Origin of the sequence: Paracoccus sp. J55 (genome assembly GCF_000513975.1) — a bacterium.
Classification (GTDB): domain Bacteria; phylum Pseudomonadota; class Alphaproteobacteria; order Rhodobacterales; family Rhodobacteraceae; genus Paracoccus.
In genome coordinates this window covers 97,158-114,666 of the sequence record NZ_AZVA01000012.1, presented here as the reverse complement: position 1 = coordinate 114,666, position 17,509 = coordinate 97,158, and the positions used below count along the sequence as shown (strand labels likewise).

Genomic DNA, 17,509 nt, shown 5'->3' with positions numbered 1-17,509 from the left:
TCCTTCTTTCTTGTCCAAATATCCTCGGGGGTGAATTGCGGCTTCAGCCGCAAGAGGGGGCGGAAGCCCCCTCCCCCTGTCAGCTCACCCGACGATNGNCGCCTCGGTCGCGGCGCGCAGCGCGTCCTCGCTGACGCCATCGGCCAGCTCGACGATCTTCAGCCCGCCCGGAACCACGTCCAGCACCCCCAGATTGGTGATGATCCGGTTCACCACGCCCTGGCCCGTCAAGGGCAGGGTGCAGGATTTCAGCACCTTCGACTCGCCCGCCTTGTTGGTGTGGTCCATCACCACCACCACCCGGCCCACGCCCGCCACCAGGTCCATCGCCCCGCCCATGCCCTTGACCAGCTTGCCGGGGATCATCCAGTTCGCCAGGTCGCCGTTCTCGGCCACCTCCATCGCCCCCAGGATCGCCATGGCGATCTTGCCGCCGCGGATCATCGCGAAGCTCTCGGCGCTGTCGAAATAGGCGGTCTGCGGCAGCTCGGTCACCGTCTGCTTGCCGGCATTGATCAGGTCCGGGTCCTCCTCGCCCTCGTAAGGAAACGGCCCGATGCCCAGCATGCCGTTTTCCGATTGCAGCGTCACATGCACCCCCTCGGGGATGTAGTTCGCCACCAGCGTCGGGATGCCGATCCCGAGGTTCACATACCAGCCGTCCTGCAGTTCCTGCGCGGCCCGCGCCGCCATCCGGTTGCGGTCCCAGCCCTTGATTTCGGCGGCCATCAGACGGTCTCCTTCTTGCCGGTCGTGTCGGAGACGCGCGAACGTGTCGTGCGCTGCTCGATGCGCTTCTCGTGCTGGCCCTGGATCAGCCGATGGACATAGATCCCCGGCAGGTGGATGGCGTCGGGATCGAGGCTGCCCGTCGGCACGATCTCCTCGACCTCGCAGACGCAGATGCGGCCGCATTTCGCCGCCGGCACGTTGAAGTTGCGCGCGGTCTTGCGGAACACCACGTTGCCCGACTCGTCCGCCTTCCAGCCCTTGACGATGGCCAGGTCGGCGACGATGCCGCGTTCCAGGATATAGGTCTCGCCGTCGAAATCGTGATGCTCCTTGCCCTCGGCGATCACCGTGCCGACGCCGGTTTTCGTATAAAAGCCCGGGATGCCGGCGCCGCCCGCCCGCATGCGCTCGGCCAGCGTGCCCTGCGGGTTGAACTCCAGCTCCAGCTCGCCCGAGAGATACTGGCGCATGAACTCGGCATTCTCGCCGACATAGGAGGAGATCATCTTGCGGATCTGCCGCGAGTCCAAGAGCTTGCCCAGCCCGAACCCGTCCACGCCGCAATTGTTGGAGGCGATGGTTAGCTCCCTGGTCCCGGCGCGCAGGATCGCCTCGATCAAAAGCTCCGGGATGCCGCAAAGCCCGAAGCCCCCCGCCGCAATCACCATCCCGTCACGAAGCAAACCCCCAAGCGCCAAATCCGCGCTGGGATAGATCTTGTTCATCCACCACCTCCCATGTCCACCGGCCTCGTTTTCGCCAGTTTCGAAAACCGAGTCAACGTGCCGGGAACCCCGAGGCCGGCCCGGGAATTGCCTTGCGAAAGAGGTTGCCATGACCGAGATTTCCATCCGACGCGCCTATGACCCGCCCGGGCCGAAAGAAGGCTGCAAGGTTCTGGTGGACCGCATCTGGCCGCGCGGCATCAGCCGCGAGAAGCTGGGCGCGGATCTCTGGCTGAAAGAGATCGCGCCCTCGGACGCGTTGCGGCACTGGTTCAACCACGACCCCGAGAAATGGCCCGAATTCCGGCGCCGCTACGGCGCCGAGCTGGACGCCAATCCCGCCCCCTTGCGCGAGCTGCGGGCGCTGATCCGCAAGGGCCCGGTGACGCTGCTCTACGGCGCCCGCGACACGCAGCACAACAATGCCGTCGCGCTGCGCGACTACCTTGCTCAGTAGCCCAGCGTCGCCGCATCCGGCCGGCGCGGGTCCGAAGCGCCGTACAGCGTCCCCGTCCCGGGGTCGCGCATGATCGACTGGGTCGAGCCCATCGCCTCCTTGACCGCAACCGTATGGCCCTTGGCCTGCAGGATGCGGATGGTGTCGAGGCTGATGCCCTCCTCCACGCGCAGCTCGTCGGGCAGCCATTGGTGATGGACGCGCGGCGCGGTCGAGGCCTCGGCCACGTTCATGCCGTGGTCGATCATGTTCATCACCACCTGCAGCACCGTGGTGATGATCCGCGCCCCGCCGGGCGAGCCGGTGACCAGCCAGACCTTGCCGTCCTTGAGCACCATGGTCGGCGTCATCGAGGAGAGCGGCCGCTTGCCCGGCTCGACTGCATTGGCATCGCCCCCGACCAGGCCGAAGGCATTGGGCACCCCGGGCTTGGCCGAGAAATCGTCCATCTCGTTGTTCATCAGCACGCCCGTACCCTCGGCCACCAGGCCCGAGCCGTAGTTCAGATTGATGGTATAAGTGTTCGAGACCGCGTTGCCCTCCTTGTCCACGACCGAGAAATGCGTGGTCTGGTCGGATTCGTAAGGCGCCAGATCCGCCGGCTTGATCATCACCGAGGGCGTGGCGAAATCGGCGCTGATCTTGCGGCGCATCTCGACCGCGTAATCCTTGCTGGTCAGCGCCGCGACCGGCACATCGACGAAATCCGGATCGCCCAGGTATTCCGAGCGGTCGGCATAGGCCAGCTTCATCGCCTCGGCCATCAGGTGGATCGTCTCGCCCGAGTTCTGCCCCAGGGCGCCGATCGGATAGCCCTCCAGCGCGTTCAGGATCTGGATCAGATGCACCCCGCCGGACGAGGGCGGCGGCATCGAGACCACCTCATGGCCGCGATAGGTGCCGCGCACCGGCTCGCGTTCCACGGGCTTGTAGGCGGCCATGTCCTCGACGGTGATCAGCCCGCCGGCGTCCTGCACCGCCTTGGCGACGGCCTCGGCCACTTCGCCCTTGTAGAATCCGTCCGGCCCCTCGGCGGCGATCTTCTTCAGCGTCGCCGCCAGATCGGCCTGCACCAGCCGGTCGCCGGGCCGATAGGCCGCCCCACCCTCCTTGAAGAAGATCTTCGCGCTCGACGGGAATTTCTCCAGATGCTCGCGCTCGGCCTCGATGCTGTCGGCCAGCTCCGGGGTGACGGTGATCCCCTCCTCGGCCAGCCGGATCGCCGGGGCGATCACTTCGGCCCAGTCCATGCTGCCATATTTGTCCAGCGCCAGCTTCATTCCCGCCACCGTCCCCGGCACGCCCGAGGCGGCGCCGCTGTAAAGCGACTTCTCGCTGTCCGCCTCGCCCGCCGCGTCCAGGAACATGTCGCGCGAGGCGCCCTGCGGGGCTATCTCGCGATAGTCGATGGCATGGGTCTGGCCGGTCTCGGCCTCATGCACCAGCATGAAGCCGCCGCCGCCGATATTGCCGGCGCGCGGCAGGGTGACGGCCAGAGCAAAGGCCACCGCCACGCCCGCATCGACCGCGTTGCCGCCCTGGGCCATGATGTCGCGGCCGATCTCGGCGGCCAGCCGCTCCTGCGCCGAGACCATGCTGCTTTCCGCCCAGACCGGATGGATCCGGTCCATCACGTCGAAAATCGCGGCCTCCTGCGCCGCCGCCGGCAATGCGATGCAGCCGGCCAGCACGACGGCCGGCACGCGGCCCATCCTCATGATTCGATCCTTCACGGCGCCCTCCGCTCAACCCTTGCGGGTCGAGCCTAGCAGCAGAACGGCTCGGATCAAAAAGCCAAAACTGCGGCGATGCGCCCGCGTCCAGGCCGCGTCATGAGTATTTGTGAAACGGTGAAGCGCCGTGCAGCATCCGATTTCCAGCGCAACCGCATGTTTCACCGTTTTTCAAATACTCAGAGTCCGAGGCGAAGCGGGCGCTTACCCGGCCTTCTTCGCCTTGGCAGCCGCAGGCTTCCTTGCGGCGGTCTTTTTTTCGGCCGGCTTCTTGGCGGCAGCCTTCTTTGCCGGCTTCTTGCCCGATTTCGCGGCCTTCTCGGCGATCAGTTCCAGGGCCCGCTCCAGCGTGACCGCGCCGGGCTCCAGGTCGCGGGGCAGCGTCGCATTGACCTTGCCCCATTTGACGTAAGGCCCATAGCGTCCGCTCATCACCTGCACCGGCCCGCCCTCGGGATGCTCGCCCAGTTCCGCCAGCGGCGCGGCGGCGGCCGCCCTGCCGCGGGTGACCTTCTGGGCCAGCACCTCGACGGCGCGATTCATGCCGATGGTGAAGACCTCGTCGACCTCCGGCAGGTTGGCGTATTTCGCGCCATGCTTCACATAGGGGCCGTAGCGGCCGATGCCGGCCTCGACCGGAACGCCGTCCTCGGGATGCGGGCCGATCTCGCGCGGCAGGGCCAGCAGGGCCAGCGCCCGCTCCAGGTCGACCGAGGCCAGATCCCAGCCCTTGGGGATCGAGGCGCGCGGTGGCTTCGGCTGTTCGGCCGTCGCCTCGCCGCGCTGGACATAAGGCCCGAAGCGGCCGTTCTTCAGGCTGATCTGGTCGCCCTTGTCCACGCCCAGCACGGTGTCGCCCACCACCTCGGCATCGGGCGAGGAAATCGGCCGGGTGAAGCGGCAATCGGGGTAGTTCGAGCAGCCGATGAAGGCCCCGCCCGAGCGCGCCGTCTTCAGATGCAGCCGGCCCTTGTGGCAGAGCGGGCATTCGCGCGGATCGCCGCCATCGGCGCGCGGCGGATAGAGATGCGGTGCCAGCGCGTCGTCGATCGCTTCGAGCACCTCGGTGATGCGCAGCTCGCTGGTGCCCTCCAGCGCGGCGGTGAAATCCCGCCAGAAACGGCGCAACACCTCGCGATAGGCACGCTCGCCCGAGGAGATGTCGTCGAGCTCCCCCTCCAGATTGGCGGTGAAATCGTAGCTGACATAGCGCGGGAAGTATTTCTGCAGGAAGATGGTGACCAGCCTGCCCTTGTCCTCGGGGATCAGGCGGTTCTGCTCCTTGCGGACATAGTCGCGGTCCTGGATCGTGCCGATGATCGAGGCATAGGTCGAGGGCCGGCCGATCCCCAACTCTTCCATGCGCTTGACCAGCGTCGCCTCGGTATAGCGCGGCGGCGGCTGGGTGAAATGCTGCTCGGGGGTGACCCCGCGCTTCTCGGCCGCCTCGCCCTCGTGGATCAGCGGCAGGCGGCGGCCGTCCTCGTCCTCCTCGTCGTCGCGGCCCTGATCATAGACCCGCAGGAAGCCGTCGAACAGCATCACCTGGCCGTTGGCGCGCAGGCCCACCTGGCCGTCGGCCGAGGCAAGCTCGACCGTGGTGCGCTCCATCCGGGCCGATTCCATCTGGCTGGCCAGGGTCCGCTTCCAGATCAGGTCGTAAAGCGCCTTCTGGTCCTTGTCGGCGACCGGCAGCCGGTCCGGCGACAGCATCATGTCGGTCGGCCGGATGCATTCATGCGCTTCCTGCGCGTTCTTCGCCTTGTTCTTGTACATGCGCGGCGCCTTGGGGAGGTATTCCGCCCCGAACCGCGCCTTGATCGCGTCGCGGGCGGCCATCACCGCCTCGGGGGCCATGTCGATGCCGTCGGTCCGCATATAGGTGATGTAGCCCGCCTCGTAGAGCCGCTGCGCCGCCGACATGCAGGCCCGCGCGCCAAGGCCCAGCTTGCGGCTGGCCTCCTGCTGCAGGGTCGAGGTCATGAAGGGCGGCCAGGGATTGCGGCTGGCGGGCTTGGCGGCGACGCTGGCGACGCTCAGGTCGCGCGAGGTGATCGCGGCCACCGCCAGCTTCGCCTGCTCCTCGGTGGCGATGTCGAAGCGTTCCAGCTTCTTGCCGCCGAACACGGTCATGGTCGCGTCGTATTCGTCGCCGCGCGGCGTCGCCAGCCGGGCATGGACCGACCAGTATTCGCGGGCCTTGAAGGCCTCGATCTCCATTTCGCGGTCGACGATGATGCGCAGGGCGACCGACTGCACCCGGCCCGCCGACTTGGCGCCGGGCAGCTTGCGCCACAGGACCGGCGACAGGTTGAAGCCGACCAGATAATCCAGCGCCCGGCGCGCCAGATAGGCATCGACCAGCGGCTGGTCGATCTGGCGGGGCCTGGCCATCGCCTCGGTCACGGCATTCTTTGTGATGGCGTTGAAGGTGACGCGGCTGACTTCGGCACCCTTCTTCAGCGCCGGCGCCAGCGTCTCCAGCAGGTGCCACGAGATCGCCTCGCCCTCGCGGTCGGGGTCGGTGGCCAGGATCAGCTTCGGATCCGCGGCCAGCGCATCCTTGATCGCCTTGACATGCTTCCTGGATTCCGAGGCGACTTCCCATTTCATGGCGAAATCCGCCTCGGGATCGACGCTGCCATCTTTGGGCGGCAGGTCCCGCACATGCCCGAACGAGGCCAGAACCGTATAGTCGTCGCCCAGGTACTTGTTGATCGTTTTGGCCTTGGCCGGGGATTCAACGACGACGACGGGCATGAAAATTCCTTCGCATGATTCGGCGCCGGAACATGGGCACAGCCCGGCGGACTGTCAACGCCGGGCTTCTTTCTTGTCCAAATATCCTGCGGGGGTCCGGGGGCGCAAAGCCCCCGGCAGCGGCTCAGATCCCGTCGCCGACAAAGGCCTTTTCGACCACGAATTCCTTGGGATCGCTGTTGGCACCCTCGCGCAGGCCGAAGCCTTCCAGCACCGCCTTCACATCGGTGTTGAAGGCCAGGCTGCCGCAGATCATGGCGCGGTCATTTGCCGCATCCATGGGCGGCAGGCCCAGATCCCGGAACACCTTGCCCGAGGTCAGGTTGTCGGTGATCCGGCCCATGAAGGGCGATTCCTCGCGCGTCGTGGTCGGGTAATAAAGCAGCCGGCTGGCGAATTCCTCGCCATAAAGCTCGCCCAGCAGCGGGTCGTGGCGCAGGTTCTCGACCAGTTCGCGGCCATAGGCCAGCTCGTCGGCGGTGCGGCAGGTATGCATCATGATGACCTGCTCGAAACGCTCATAGCTCTCGGGCTCGCGCATCAGGCTGGCGAAGGGCGCGATGCCGGTGCCGGTGGCCAGGAACCACAGCCGCTTGCCGGGCAGAAGCGCGTCCAGCACCAGCGTGCCCACCGGCTTCGGGCGCAGGATGATCTCGTCGCCCGGCCGGATGTTCTGCAGCTTCGAGGTCAGAGGCCCGTCCGGCACCTTGATCGAATAGAATTCCAGCTCGTCGTCCCAGGCCGGCGAGGCGATGGAATAGGCGCGCAGGATCGGCTTGCCGTTGTCGCCGGGCAGGCCGATCATCACGAACTCGCCCGAACGGAACCGCAGGCTGGCCGGGCGCGTCACCCGGAACGAGAACAGCCGGTCGTTCCAGTGCCGGACCGAGGTCACGGTCTGCGCGTCGGGCAGGGTCTTGGCGGGTTTGGCGGCGAGGTCCACGGAGAGATCCAGTGTCATTTCGGGGTCCCGGTTTATCTAATGCATGGGAAGGCGGGGCGAAACCCCGGGTGTCAGCCGGCCAGACGCGACCGATGGTCCCAGTCCTGCCAGTCGGCGCGATAGAGCCATTGCTCCTGCGGCTGGCGCGCGGCCAGCGCGGCGGGGATCTGCACCTCGTCGAAGCCGACGCGGCGGGCCATGGCATATTGGTCCGAGATCAGCCCGCCCACGGCGCGCAGCCGCCCCCGATAGCCCTTTTCGCGCAGCAGGCGGGCCAGGGTAAAGCCGCGACCGTCGGTCATGGCCGGAAAGTCGATGGCGATCAGCGGCTGCTCCAGATAGCCGTCCAGCGCCGCCGGATCGGTATCCGGGGCCAGCACCACCGGCTCGGCCCCGTCATGGGGGTGAAAGCCGTCATCGCGGACCAGAAAGAAATCGCTCATGCATTCGCTCCCGTGCGGACCATCTTGCCGCCGATGAAATGGATGCCGCATTCGGTCTTGTTGCTGCCACGCCAGCGGCCGGCGCGCGGGTCCTCGCCCGGCTTGATCGGCGAGGTGCAGGGCGCGCAGCCGATCGAGGCATAGCCCTTGGCGACCAGGGGGTGACGCGGCAGGTTGTTCTCGGCCATGTAGTCCTGAACGTCCTGCGGACGCCAATGCGCCAGCGGGTTGATGCGCAAGCGCGAGGGCGGCTCGGATTCGAAGAATTCCAGCTGCTGGCGCTCGCCGCCCTGGAACCGCTTGCGGCCGGTGATCCAGGCGTCGAATTTCGACAGCTCGCGCTCCAGGGGAATGGTCTTGCGGAAATCGCAGCAGGCGTCGGTGTTGAACTGGTGCAGCGTGCCGTCCGGGTCGTTCAGCGCCACCTCGCGTTCGCTGGCGCGGATCACCCGCACGTCGGTCAGCCCCAGCTTCTGCGTGACCTCGACCTGGTAATCCAGCGTCTCCTGGAACAGCATCATCGTGTCGATGAACAGCACCGGCGTCCCCGGGGCCACCACCGAGACCATGTGCAACAGCACCACCGATTCCGCCCCGAAGCTCGAGACCAGCGTGGTCGAGCCCAGGTCGGGGTCGCGCAGGGCACGCCGCAGCACCTCGGTCGCGGCGTGATGGCGATAGCGGTCGTTCAGCCGCGCCGCGCGGGCATCCAGCGTCTGATCAAGCATCGGCCGGATACAGCGCCGCCTTGAACGGAGCCACCCCCACACGGCGATAGGTGTCGATGAAACGCTCCTCGGGCATGGCGCGCAGCTCCAGATAGGCGTTGATGACGCGGTCGATGGCCGGCACCACCTCTTCGGCCGGGAAGCCGGCGCCGGCGCGCTGGCCGATGGCCGGGATGTCGTAGCCGTCGCCGCCCAGCGTGATCTGGTAGTTCTCGACCCCGGCGCGGTCGAGGCCGAGGATGCCGATATGGCCCAGATGGTGATGGCCGCAGGCGTTGATGCAGCCCGAGATGCGGATGTTGAACTTGCCGATCTCCTCCTCCAGGCCGCGGGCGCGGAAATGCGCCGCGATGTCCTGCGCGATCGGGATCGAGCGGGCGGTGGCCAGGGTGCAGTAATCCATGCCGGGGCAGGCGACGATGTCGCTGATCAGCCCGGCATTGGCCGTCGCCAGCCCCGCCGCATTCAGCTCCTGGTAAAGCGCGAACAGGTCGGACTTGTGGACATGCGGCAGCACCACGTTCTGCTCGTGGCTGATGCGCAGGTCGTGATGGCCGTAGCGTTCGGCCAGATCGGCCAGCAGGCGCATCTGCTCGGCCGAGGCATCGCCAGGCGTCTGGCCCGGCGCCTTGAAGGTCACGGTGACGCTGGCATAGCCGGGCGTCTTGTGGGCCGAGAGGTTGGTGTCGGTCCAGCTGCGGAAGGCGGCATTCGCGGCGCGGCGCTCTTCGTAATCGCCCTCGGGCTCGTTGCGGAAGGCCGGCGGAGCATAAAGGTTCTTCAGCGCGGCCAGCAGGTCCTGGTCGGCACCGGTGAAAGTCTCGCGGCGGCGCTGGAACTCGGCCTCGATCTCCTCGCGCATCACCTCGAGGCCGCGCTCGGCCACGGTGATCTTGATGCGGGCCTTGTACTTGTTGTCGCGGCGGCCCGAAAGGTTGTAGGCGGCGATGATCGCCTCGACATAGGGCAGCAGGTCGGCCTCGGGCAGGTATTCGCGCACCACCTGGCCCAGCAGCGGCGTGCGGCCCAAGCCGCCGCCGATCCAGACCTGATAGCCCAGCTCGCCCTTGTCGTTCCTGACCAGCCGCAGCCCGATGTCATGCGCGGCGATCACGGCGCGGTCCTTCTTGCCGCCCGAGACGGCGATCTTGAACTTGCGCGGCAGGAACTGGAACTCGGCATGGTCGGTGGACCATTGCCGCAGCAGCTCGGCATAGGGGCGCGGGTCCGTCACCTCGTCGGCGGCGGCGCCGGCAAAGGCATCGGTGGTCACGTTGCGGATCGTGTTGCCCGAGGTCTGGATGGCGTGCAGCCCGGCATCGGCCAGCGCGTCCAGCATGTCCGGGATATCGACCAGCTTCGGCCAGTTGAACTGGATGTTCTGCCGCGTCGTCCAGTGACCGTAGCCCTTGTCCCATTTCTCGGCCAGCAGCGCCAAGGTGCGCATCTGGTCGGGGCTGATGGTGCCGTAGGGGATCGCCACGCGCAGCATGTAGGCGTGCAGCTGCAGATAGACACCGTTCATCAGCCGCAGCGGCCGGAACTCGTCCTCGGTCAGGCTGCCGTTCAGCCGGCGCTCGACCTGCTGGCGGAACTGCTGGGCGCGGTGGCGGAGATATTCGTTATGCTGGGGACGCGCGTCAAACATTGCTGGCCTCGAGTTCGGACTGGGCGAATTCGGCTTGCTTGCCATGGAAGTAGTTGGAGGGCCCGCGGCGGCGGAACGCCTCGCGGAAATGCGTGGGCTCGGGGCGGCCGTCGGGACCGCGGCGGGCCTCGGCCAGATAGGGGCCGACGACGACGTCCGACTGGCCGACGGCTTCGAGCAGCGCCAGCTCGGCGATGGCCTCGTCCTCGAAAAGCTCGGCCTCGCGCGGGTCGGCCGTCCAGCCGCCGTCACGCATCCACACGCAATGGCCCATGCGCAGGTCATTCGCGGTGATGACGGCGGGGGTCGCGGGGGATGGGGTGAAGCCTTTGGACATGGCTGTGCCTTTCGTTTTCTCTGGCGTATATATAGAAAAAAATCCCCCATATTGACGAGTGGGGCGGGAAAATAAGAAACATCTTCGCATGTCCGCCCGGCAGGAAGGATCAGGTTTCACGATGAGCGACGACAGACAAACACCCATCCGGCTGGACGACACGGACCGCAAAATCCTGTCCCTGCTGCAAGAGGACGCGACGCTGTCGCTGGACGACATCGCGGCCCGAGTCGGCGCCTCGAAGACCCCGGTCTGGAACCGGATTCGCAAGCTGCGCGAGGCGGGGGTGATCCGCGGCCAGGTGGCCTTGCTGGACCCCGATTCCCTGGGACTGGACGCCTGCTTCTTCGTGCTGATCCGCACCAGCGAGCACGACCCGGACTGGGCGCGGCGCTTCCTGGCCGCCGTGCGCGCCCGGCCCGAGGTGATCGAGGCGCACCGACTGGCCGGCGACATCGACTATATCCTGAAGGTGCGGGTGCGCAACGCGCGGGCCTATGACCGCTTCTATCAGGCGCTGATCTCGGAGGTGCGGATCCACAACGTCACCGCGCTTCTGTCGATGGAGGAGCTGAAGGCGACCACGGCGCTGCCCTTGGACTGACCTGCGCCCGCGGCGCGGCCGCATGGGTGTTTGGACAACGAAGAAGCGGTCAGGCCAGCGCCTTGAGTGCGCGGGGCAGCGCCTCGGCCAGGACGGCAAGTTCCGGTTCGGGCGCGCAGGAGACGCGGATGCAGCGGTCCAGCGGCGCGACGCCCGGCATGCGCACGAAGACGCCCTGCCCGGCCAGCGCCTCAAGCAGGGCGCGGGCGAAGGCACCGTCGCGATGCGTGTCGAGGGCGACGAAATTCGTCGCCGAAGGCAGGGCGGTCAGCCCGTTCGATTGCGCGATGGCAGCGATGCGGTCGCGGGCGGCGGCAACCTCGGCGCGGACATGCGCCAGCCAGTCCGCATCCTCCAGCGCCGCCAGCGCGCCGATCTGCGCCGTGCGGTTCATGCCGAAATGGTTGCGGATGCGGTCGAAGCCGGCGATCAGCTCGGCCGGGCCGATGGCATAGCCCACCCGGGCGCCCGCCATGGCATAGGCCTTGGAGAAGGTGCGGAAGCGGATCACCCGCGCGTCCTCGGGATCGATGCGCGGGATCGCCTCCGCCGGGGCGAATTCGGCATAGGCCTCGTCCAGCACCAGCAGGCCGGTTGCGGGCAGTTCGTCCAGCATGGCCTCGATCCGGGAACCGGGATGCCAGCTGCCCATGGGATTGTCGGGATTCGCAAGATAGACCAGCCGGGCGCCATGGCGATGCGCGGCGGCGGCCAGCGCCTCGGGGTCCTCGGCATCCTTGCGATAGGGCACCTTCACCAGCCGGCCGCCGAAGCCCGCGACATGGTAGTTGAAGGTCGGATAGGCCCCGTCCGAGGTCACCACCACCTCGCCCGGCGCCAGCATCAGCCGCACCAGCAGGCCAAGAAGCCCGTCGATCCCCTCTCCCACCATGACGTTTTCGGGTGCCGCCCCGTGCCGCGCCGCCAGCGCATGGCGCAGGTCGTGGCTGTCCGGGTCGCCGTATTTCCAGATCTCGGCCGATGCCCGGGCCATGGCCTCGACCGCCTTGGGCGAGGGGCCGAAGCCGTTCTCATTGGCGCCCAGCCGGGCGCGGAACGGCGCGCCGCGGCGGCGCTCCAGCGCCTCGGGGCCGGTGAAGGGGACCGTCGCGGGCAACGCGGCGGCGATGGGGGCAAAGCGGAACCGGGTCATGCCGCCACAGAAACCGCAATCCCGCGCGGCGCGCAAGGGCGCGCGTCCCGATGGCCCGGACGCCCGACGCAGCGCCTCGCCGCATCCGGCCGCCGGCAAAGCCCGATCGGCCCCGCCTACGGCCTCGGCATCGTCCTGCGCAATCGGCAGGCGGCCCGGGAACCGGCAGCCCGGCAGAGATGCGGTCTGCCGGGTCAAGGAGGCGAGTGCAGGTAGATCCGCCCCGGGCTGTCCGCCCGCCGCGAATCGCGCCGGACATGGATGCCGGTGCCCTGGCCATAGGCCAGCCATTCGTCGCGGGGCTGTTCGCGCCGCCGTCCATGGGCGCGCCTCGACCGCCGGCCGAGCCACAGGCCGAGGAGAAAGCAGAGGATTTCGGGCAGCAGGGACAAGCGGCGACTCCGGCGATTTCGCCCCCGGTCTAGCGCGAAATGGCTAAGGCCGGCTTAACGCGCGGCGAACTCTTCCCCGCCGTCCAGCGCGTCGAGGATCAGCCGGCCGTCGAGATGGTCGGCCTCGTGCTGGGCGATGCGGGCCTCGATGCCGTTCAGGGTCAGCAATTGCAGCGCCCCGCTCATGTCGAAACAACGCATCGAGATCGTGACCGGCCGCGTCACCGCCATCGGCCGGCCGGGGATCGAGAGGCAGGCTTCCTCCATGGTCGCGACCTCGCCGCCCAGCGGGGCGATCTCGGGGTCCATGACCACGCGGGGCAAGGGCGCGCCCTCCTTCCAGCCGTGATCCATGACGAAGATGCGCCAGCCTTCGCCGATCTGCGGCGCGGCGAGGCCGCGGCCGCCGGCGTCGTACATGGTCGCCAGCAGGTCGGCGGCCAGTTGCGAGACCTGGTCCCAGCCGAGCCGGCCGACCGGATCGCAGAGGCGGCGCAGCGCCGGGTCGGGATGAAGCAGGATCGGGCGGATGCGCCCGCGGGCGGCCAGCGCGGCGGGGTCGGGCCCCCCGGACGCCTGCGCGGCGTCCTGGCCCGACAGGGGCTCAGGCACGGTTCCGCTCGCGCTTCAGCTTGACCATCTTGCGGGTGATCATCTGGCGCTTGATCGGGCTCAGGTAGTCGATGAACAGCTTGCCGTCGAGATGGTCGATCTCGTGCTGGGCGCAGGTGGCCCAGAGCCCCTCGAACTCGCGCTCATGCGTCTTGCCGTCGAGGCCGAGCCAGCGCACCCGGACCTGGGCCGGGCGGGTCACGTCGGCATATTGGTCGGGGATCGACAGGCAGCCCTCCTCATAGGTGTTCAGCGCCTCGGACGTCCAGGTCACTTCGGGGTTGACCATGACGACGGGGTTGCGCGGCGCCTCGGGGTCCTTTTCGCAATCCATGACATAAAGCCGCGACAGCACGCCGACCTGCGGCGCGGCCAGGCCCACGCCCGGCGCGTCATACATGGTGGCCAGCATGTCGGCGGCCAGGGTCTCGATCTCGGGGGTGATGCGGGCCACGGGCTCGCAGGGCTTCTTCAGCCGCGGATCGGGGTGGAGGATGATGCTGCGCAAGGTCATGACCGTGATCTAGGGCAAGCCTTGGCCTTGCGCAACAAGCCGCTATGCTGCACGGCGACGGAAAACGAGGGGAAACCATGGCCCAGCCCGATTTCGACGAAATCATCGACCGCACCGGCACCGCCTGTTCCAAATGGGACGACATGCAGGCGATCTACGGCGTCTCGCCCCAGGACGGGATCGCGATGTGGGTCGCAGACATGGATTTCCGCCCGCCGGCCTCGGTGCAGCGCGCGGTCGAGGCGATGGCGGCGCATGGCGTCTATGGCTATCCCGGCGCCAACCCGGCCTATGTCGAGGCGATCCGCTGGTGGATGGAGACGCGCCACGGCTGGCAAGTGCAGCCGGAATGGATCCTCTCGGCGCACGGGCTGGTCAACGGCACGGCGGTCTGCGTCGATGCCTTCACCCGGCCGGGCGACCGGGTGATCATCATGACCCCGGTCTATCACGCCTTCGCCCGGGTGATCCGCGCGTCAGGCCGCGAGGTGGCCGAGTTCCCGCTGGCCATGCATGACGGGCAGTATCGCATGGACTGGGAGGGCTGGCAGAAGCTGCTGACCGGGCGCGAGCGGATGCTGATCCTGTGCTCGCCCCACAATCCCGGCGGCAGGGTCTGGAGCGCCGAGGAATTGCGTCAGGTCGCCGATTTCTGCGCCGCCCATGACCTGATCCTGGTCTCGGACGAGATCCACCACGACCTGGTCCTGCCCGGCGGCCCGCGCCATTCGGTGCTGGCCACCGTCGCGCCCGAGGCCGCGCCGCGGCTGGTGACGCTGACCGCCGCCACCAAGACCTTCAACATCGCCGGCGCCCATATCGGCAACCTGATCGTGGCCGACGAGAGGCTGCGCAAGCGCCTGCAAACCCGGCTGATGGCCCTGGGCATCTCGCCCGGGCTGTTCGGGCCGGGCATGGTCGCCGCCGCCTATTCGCCCGAGGGCGCGGCCTGGGTCGATGCGCTGACCGGCTATCTGGACGGCAACCGGCGGCTGTTCGACGACGGGGTGAACGCGATTCCCGGCCTGCGCTCGATGCCCTTGCAGGCAACCTATCTCGCCTGGGTCGATTTCTCGGACACCGGCATGGAACGCGCCGAGTTCACCCGCCGCGTCGAGCAGGGCGCCCGCATCGCCGCGAACCACGGCGGCAGTTTCGGCACCGGGGGCGAGGACTTACTGCGCTTCAACCTCGCCACCCCGCGCGCCCGGGTGGCCGAGGCCGTGGCGCGGCTGCAAGAGGCGTTCCGCGACCTGCAATGAAGCGGCTGGGCGGCATCTTCTCGGCGCTGTGCCTGGCGGCGGTGCTCTGGGGGCTGTGGCTGATCTGGGCGCCGCAGCCCGCGCCGCAGCCCCAGCCCCAGCCGCCGGCGGCGGGCTGGCACTGGCCGGGCTTGCCCGATCTGCGCCTGCCCGAGTTCCGGCTGCCGCGCATCACCCTGCCGCCGGTCTTCCAGCGCCCGCCGACAATGCCGGAGGCACCCATCGCCTCGCCCGTCCGGCGCATCCTGGTCGAGAAATCCGCCCGGCGCATGACCGTCTGGCAGGAAAGCGGCCCGCCCCGGACCTTCCGCATCGCCCTGGGTTTCGCGCCCGAGGGCGACAAGAGCCGCGAGGGCGACGGCCGCACGCCCGAGGGCATCTTCCGCATCGACCGGCTGAACCGGCAAAGCGCCTATCACCTGTCGCTGGGCATCGACTATCCGCAGGCCCGCCACCGCGAGGCTGCGCGCCGGCTGGGCGTCAGCCCGGGCGGCGACATCATGATCCACGGCCAGCCGAACCAGATCCCCGACGGCTTTCGCGTCAAGGGCGACTGGACCGCCGGCTGCATCGCCGTCGACAATGCCGAGATCGAGGAAATCTTCGCCCATGCCCGCATCGGCACCGAGGTCGAGATCCGGCCCTGAAACCTGCCCCGGCGTGACGGCTTGCCGCAGGCCCTGCCCAAGGATAAGGCAGGGCGCATGACGTTCAGCCGCTACGCCCCCCATCTCGGCGCGACCCTCGCGCTTGGACTGCCGCTCGTCGGCAGCCATCTGGCCCGCATGGCCATCCATGTCGCCGATACGGTGATGATGGGCTGGTATGGGGTGACGGAACTGGCGGCGCTGGTCATCGCCGTGTCCTTCTTCAACATCCTGTTCTTCCTCGGCATGGGTTTCGGCATCGGCGTCATGGGGGTGATCGCCGCCGCCATCGCGCGCAAGGACGAGGTCGAGGTGCGCCGCGCGGCGCGCATGGCGCTGTGGCTGTCGATCCTCTACGGCGTGCTGGTGCTGCCGGCGATGTGGTATTCCGAACCGATCCTGCTGGCCGTCGGCCAGGCGCCCGAGGTGGCCCTGCTGGCCCAGGACTATCTGCGCATCGAGGGCGTCGGGCTGATCGCGGTGCTGTGCCAGCTGACGCTGAACAGCTATCTCGCGGCGATGGAGCGCACGCAGGTGGTGCTGTGGATCACGCTGGCCGGGCTGCCGCTGGTGATCGTGCTGAACTGGGTGCTGATCTTCGGCAATCTGGGCGCGCCGGAGCTGGGGGTGCGCGGCGCGGCCATCGCCGCCGTGGCCGTGCAATATGCCGGGCTGCTGGCGATCGCCGCCTATGCGGCCTGGCTGCCCGTGGCGCGCAAGTATCACCTCTTCCAGCGGTTCTGGCGCCCGGACCGGGCCGCGATCCGGGCCGTGTTCCTGCTGGGCCTGCCCATCGGCCTGACCATGGTGGCCGAAGGCGGGCTGTTCGTCGGCTCGAACGTGATGATGGGCTGGATCGGCACCCGCGAGCTTGCCGCGCATGGCATCGCCCTGCAGCTGGCCTCGCTGACCTTCATGCTGCATCTGGGCATGTCGAACGCCGCCACGGTGCGGGTCGGCCAGGCCAAGGGCCGGGGCGACGCCCTCTGGATGCGCGACGCGGGCGTGACGGTGACGGCGGTCTCGGTGGTGATCGCGCTGCTGGCCATGGCGGCCTTCGAGCTGTTCCCGCGCCAGCTGGTCGGGCTCTATCTGGACGAGGCCCATCCCGAGACCCCGGCGATCATCGAACTGGCCGCCGGGCTGCTGTTCTATGCCGGGCTGTTCCAGCTGATGGATGCGATGCAGGTGATCGGGCTCGGGCTGCTGCGCGGGGTGCAGGACACGCGCGTGCCCATGGTGATCGCGGCCATCAGCTATTGGCTGATCGGCATCCCGGTGGCCTACGGGCTGGCCTTCGTGGCCGGCATCGGCCCGGCCGGCCTGTGGCTGGGCCTGGTCGCCGGGCTGACCTTTGCCGCCGTGCTGCTGATGCGCCGCTTCTGGCGCGGGCTGGCGCGCGGGGACTGGACCCGCGCCGCGCGCCCGGTCTAGTCTGGCCGCGCCAGAGATCGAGAGGTTCGCCATGCGCCCGGTTTTCGTCCAGTTCCGCTGCTCGCCCGGCAAGACCTATGAGGTCGCCGATGCGATCTACGACCGCGAGATCGTCAGCGAGCTTTACTCGACCTCGGGCGATTACGACCTGCTGGCCAAGATCTACGTCCCCGAGGATCAGGATGTCGGGCATTACCTGTCCGAAAAGCTGTTCGACATCCCGCATATCGTGCGGACGCTGACCACGATCACTTTCAAGGCGTTCTAGCCCGGCCCCACCGGGCCCGCGGCCCGGAAAGCCTGCCCCCCGCGCGTGGTCCGGGCATCCGCCGAACGGGCGGGCAATGCCGCTCCCGCCCGCCCGCCGCCGCAGGCCGCCGCTGGC

Annotated in this window: 19 protein-coding genes; 6 read left to right on the top strand and 13 right to left on the bottom strand. The window is 68.2% G+C overall.

Translation table 11 applies throughout. The annotated features are described in order from the left end of the window. Nucleotides 1-84 precede the first annotated feature (84 nt). Together PARJ55_RS0112850 and PARJ55_RS0112845 are read right to left on the bottom strand one after the other, a co-directional pair. A complete protein-coding gene (locus tag PARJ55_RS0112850) occupies nt 85-729 on the bottom strand; it encodes a 3-oxoacid CoA-transferase subunit B (RefSeq protein WP_028713426.1) in 645 nt (214 codons plus the stop codon). Next, nucleotides 729-1,457 (bottom strand): CoA transferase subunit A, encoded by a 729-nt coding sequence (locus PARJ55_RS0112845; protein WP_028713425.1) that lies wholly within the window; start codon nt 1,455-1,457, stop codon nt 729-731. The genes PARJ55_RS0112850 and PARJ55_RS0112845 overlap by 1 nt, the downstream gene beginning before the upstream one ends. Before the next feature lie 109 nt (nt 1,458-1,566). Between PARJ55_RS0112845 and PARJ55_RS0112840 the strand changes: the two genes are divergently transcribed. Further along, nucleotides 1,567-1,914 (top strand): DUF488 domain-containing protein, encoded by a 348-nt coding sequence (locus PARJ55_RS0112840; protein WP_028713424.1) that lies wholly within the window; start codon nt 1,567-1,569, stop codon nt 1,912-1,914. Here PARJ55_RS0112840 and ggt read toward each other — a convergent pair. From ggt to PARJ55_RS0112805, 7 genes are all read right to left on the bottom strand, one after another. Continuing rightward, on the bottom strand, nt 1,908-3,632 hold the full coding sequence (gene ggt, locus PARJ55_RS0112835) for a gamma-glutamyltransferase (protein WP_156929478.1): 1,725 nt from the start codon (nt 3,630-3,632) through the stop codon (nt 1,908-1,910). The genes PARJ55_RS0112840 and ggt overlap by 7 nt on opposite strands. 219 nt (nt 3,633-3,851) lie before the next feature. Further along, the gene (gene topA / locus PARJ55_RS0112830; protein WP_028713422.1) at nt 3,852-6,407 is read right to left on the bottom strand and encodes a type I DNA topoisomerase; all 2,556 of its coding nucleotides are present in this window, start codon (nt 6,405-6,407) and stop codon (nt 3,852-3,854) included. A 124-nt stretch (nt 6,408-6,531) separates the two neighbouring features. Beyond that, nucleotides 6,532-7,368, bottom strand: a complete 837-nt coding sequence (locus PARJ55_RS0112825) for a ferredoxin--NADP reductase (RefSeq protein ID WP_036696987.1) — start codon at nt 7,366-7,368, stop codon at nt 6,532-6,534. 53 nt (nt 7,369-7,421) lie between these two features. Next, entirely contained in the window at nt 7,422-7,793 is a 372-nt protein-coding gene (locus tag PARJ55_RS0112820; RefSeq protein WP_028713420.1) for a DUF934 domain-containing protein, read from the bottom strand. Continuing rightward, nucleotides 7,790-8,521 carry a phosphoadenylyl-sulfate reductase gene (locus PARJ55_RS0112815; RefSeq protein ID WP_028713419.1) on the bottom strand — a complete coding sequence of 244 codons (732 nt, stop codon included), beginning with the start codon at nt 8,519-8,521 and terminating at the stop codon, nt 7,790-7,792. The genes PARJ55_RS0112820 and PARJ55_RS0112815 overlap by 4 nt, the downstream gene beginning before the upstream one ends. Further along, nucleotides 8,514-10,169: a nitrite/sulfite reductase gene (locus PARJ55_RS0112810; RefSeq protein ID WP_028713418.1), complete on the bottom strand. Its 1,656-nt coding sequence runs from the start codon at nt 10,167-10,169 to the stop codon at nt 8,514-8,516. The genes PARJ55_RS0112815 and PARJ55_RS0112810 overlap by 8 nt, the downstream gene beginning before the upstream one ends. After that, nucleotides 10,162-10,506 (bottom strand): DUF2849 domain-containing protein, encoded by a 345-nt coding sequence (locus PARJ55_RS0112805; protein ID WP_028713417.1) that lies wholly within the window; start codon nt 10,504-10,506, stop codon nt 10,162-10,164. The genes PARJ55_RS0112810 and PARJ55_RS0112805 overlap by 8 nt, the downstream gene beginning before the upstream one ends. A 121-nt stretch (nt 10,507-10,627) precedes the next feature. Here PARJ55_RS0112805 and PARJ55_RS0112800 point away from each other — a divergent pair, with 121 nt between their 5' ends. After that, nucleotides 10,628-11,110 carry an Lrp/AsnC family transcriptional regulator gene (locus PARJ55_RS0112800; RefSeq protein WP_028713416.1) on the top strand — a complete coding sequence of 161 codons (483 nt, stop codon included), beginning with the start codon at nt 10,628-10,630 and terminating at the stop codon, nt 11,108-11,110. Between the two features lie 49 nt (nt 11,111-11,159). On the opposite strand, the gene PARJ55_RS0112795 is transcribed toward PARJ55_RS0112800, so the two are convergent. The 4 genes from PARJ55_RS0112795 to def form a co-directional block, all read right to left on the bottom strand. Further along, the gene (locus PARJ55_RS0112795; protein WP_028713415.1) at nt 11,160-12,263 is read right to left on the bottom strand and encodes a pyridoxal phosphate-dependent aminotransferase; all 1,104 of its coding nucleotides are present in this window, start codon (nt 12,261-12,263) and stop codon (nt 11,160-11,162) included. Between the two features lie 194 nt (nt 12,264-12,457). Beyond that, the gene (locus PARJ55_RS0112790) at nt 12,458-12,655 is read right to left on the bottom strand and encodes a hypothetical protein (RefSeq protein ID WP_028713414.1); all 198 of its coding nucleotides are present in this window, start codon (nt 12,653-12,655) and stop codon (nt 12,458-12,460) included. A 54-nt stretch (nt 12,656-12,709) separates the two neighbouring features. Then, nucleotides 12,710-13,267 carry a peptide deformylase gene (locus tag PARJ55_RS0112785; RefSeq protein ID WP_028713413.1) on the bottom strand — a complete coding sequence of 186 codons (558 nt, stop codon included), beginning with the start codon at nt 13,265-13,267 and terminating at the stop codon, nt 12,710-12,712. Then, nucleotides 13,260-13,781: a peptide deformylase gene (gene def / locus PARJ55_RS0112780; RefSeq protein ID WP_028713412.1), complete on the bottom strand. Its 522-nt coding sequence runs from the start codon at nt 13,779-13,781 to the stop codon at nt 13,260-13,262. The genes PARJ55_RS0112785 and def overlap by 8 nt, the downstream gene beginning before the upstream one ends. 77 nt (nt 13,782-13,858) lie before the next feature. Between def and PARJ55_RS0112775 the strand changes: the two genes are divergently transcribed. The 4 genes from PARJ55_RS0112775 to PARJ55_RS0112760 are packed head-to-tail and all read left to right on the top strand — an operon-like array spanning nt 13,859 to nt 17,392. Beyond that, complete coding sequence (locus PARJ55_RS0112775; RefSeq protein WP_028713411.1) at nt 13,859-15,043, top strand: MalY/PatB family protein; 1,185 nt, start codon at nt 13,859-13,861, stop codon at nt 15,041-15,043. Beyond that, nucleotides 15,040-15,690, top strand: coding sequence for a murein L,D-transpeptidase family protein (locus PARJ55_RS0112770; RefSeq protein WP_028713410.1), 651 nt, complete (start codon nt 15,040-15,042; stop codon nt 15,688-15,690). The genes PARJ55_RS0112775 and PARJ55_RS0112770 overlap by 4 nt, the downstream gene beginning before the upstream one ends. Nucleotides 15,691-15,747: 57 nt before the next feature. Continuing rightward, a complete protein-coding gene (locus tag PARJ55_RS0112765; RefSeq protein ID WP_028713409.1) occupies nt 15,748-17,124 on the top strand; it encodes an MATE family efflux transporter in 1,377 nt (458 codons plus the stop codon). A 31-nt stretch (nt 17,125-17,155) separates the two neighbouring features. Beyond that, on the top strand, nt 17,156-17,392 hold the full coding sequence (locus tag PARJ55_RS0112760; protein WP_028713408.1) for an Lrp/AsnC ligand binding domain-containing protein: 237 nt from the start codon (nt 17,156-17,158) through the stop codon (nt 17,390-17,392). Nucleotides 17,393-17,509 lie beyond the last annotated feature (117 nt).

Excerpts from the sequence above, each read along its gene's own strand:
- PARJ55_RS0112845 (WP_028713425.1), bottom strand. The coding sequence starts at position 1,457 with ATGAACAAGATCTATCCCAGCGCGGATTTGGCGCTTGGGGGTTTGCTT.
- PARJ55_RS0112840 (WP_028713424.1), top strand. The coding sequence starts at position 1,567 with ATGACCGAGATTTCCATCCGACGCGCCTATGACCCGCCCGGGCCGAAA.
- ggt (WP_156929478.1), bottom strand. The coding sequence starts at position 3,632 with ATGAGGATGGGCCGCGTGCCGGCCGTCGTGCTGGCCGGCTGCATCGCA.
- topA (WP_028713422.1), bottom strand. The coding sequence starts at position 6,407 with ATGCCCGTCGTCGTCGTTGAATCCCCGGCCAAGGCCAAAACGATCAAC.
- PARJ55_RS0112825 (WP_036696987.1), bottom strand. The coding sequence starts at position 7,368 with ATGACACTGGATCTCTCCGTGGACCTCGCCGCCAAACCCGCCAAGACC.
- PARJ55_RS0112820 (WP_028713420.1), bottom strand. The coding sequence starts at position 7,793 with ATGAGCGATTTCTTTCTGGTCCGCGATGACGGCTTTCACCCCCATGAC.
- PARJ55_RS0112815 (WP_028713419.1), bottom strand. The coding sequence starts at position 8,521 with ATGCTTGATCAGACGCTGGATGCCCGCGCGGCGCGGCTGAACGACCGC.
- PARJ55_RS0112810 (WP_028713418.1), bottom strand. The coding sequence starts at position 10,169 with ATGTTTGACGCGCGTCCCCAGCATAACGAATATCTCCGCCACCGCGCC.
- PARJ55_RS0112805 (WP_028713417.1), bottom strand. The coding sequence starts at position 10,506 with ATGTCCAAAGGCTTCACCCCATCCCCCGCGACCCCCGCCGTCATCACC.
- PARJ55_RS0112800 (WP_028713416.1), top strand. The coding sequence starts at position 10,628 with ATGAGCGACGACAGACAAACACCCATCCGGCTGGACGACACGGACCGC.
- PARJ55_RS0112795 (WP_028713415.1), bottom strand. The coding sequence starts at position 12,263 with ATGACCCGGTTCCGCTTTGCCCCCATCGCCGCCGCGTTGCCCGCGACG.
- def (WP_028713412.1), bottom strand. The coding sequence starts at position 13,781 with ATGACCTTGCGCAGCATCATCCTCCACCCCGATCCGCGGCTGAAGAAG.
- PARJ55_RS0112775 (WP_028713411.1), top strand. The coding sequence starts at position 13,859 with ATGGCCCAGCCCGATTTCGACGAAATCATCGACCGCACCGGCACCGCC.
- PARJ55_RS0112770 (WP_028713410.1), top strand. The coding sequence starts at position 15,040 with ATGAAGCGGCTGGGCGGCATCTTCTCGGCGCTGTGCCTGGCGGCGGTG.
- PARJ55_RS0112765 (WP_028713409.1), top strand. The coding sequence starts at position 15,748 with ATGACGTTCAGCCGCTACGCCCCCCATCTCGGCGCGACCCTCGCGCTT.
- PARJ55_RS0112760 (WP_028713408.1), top strand. The coding sequence starts at position 17,156 with ATGCGCCCGGTTTTCGTCCAGTTCCGCTGCTCGCCCGGCAAGACCTAT.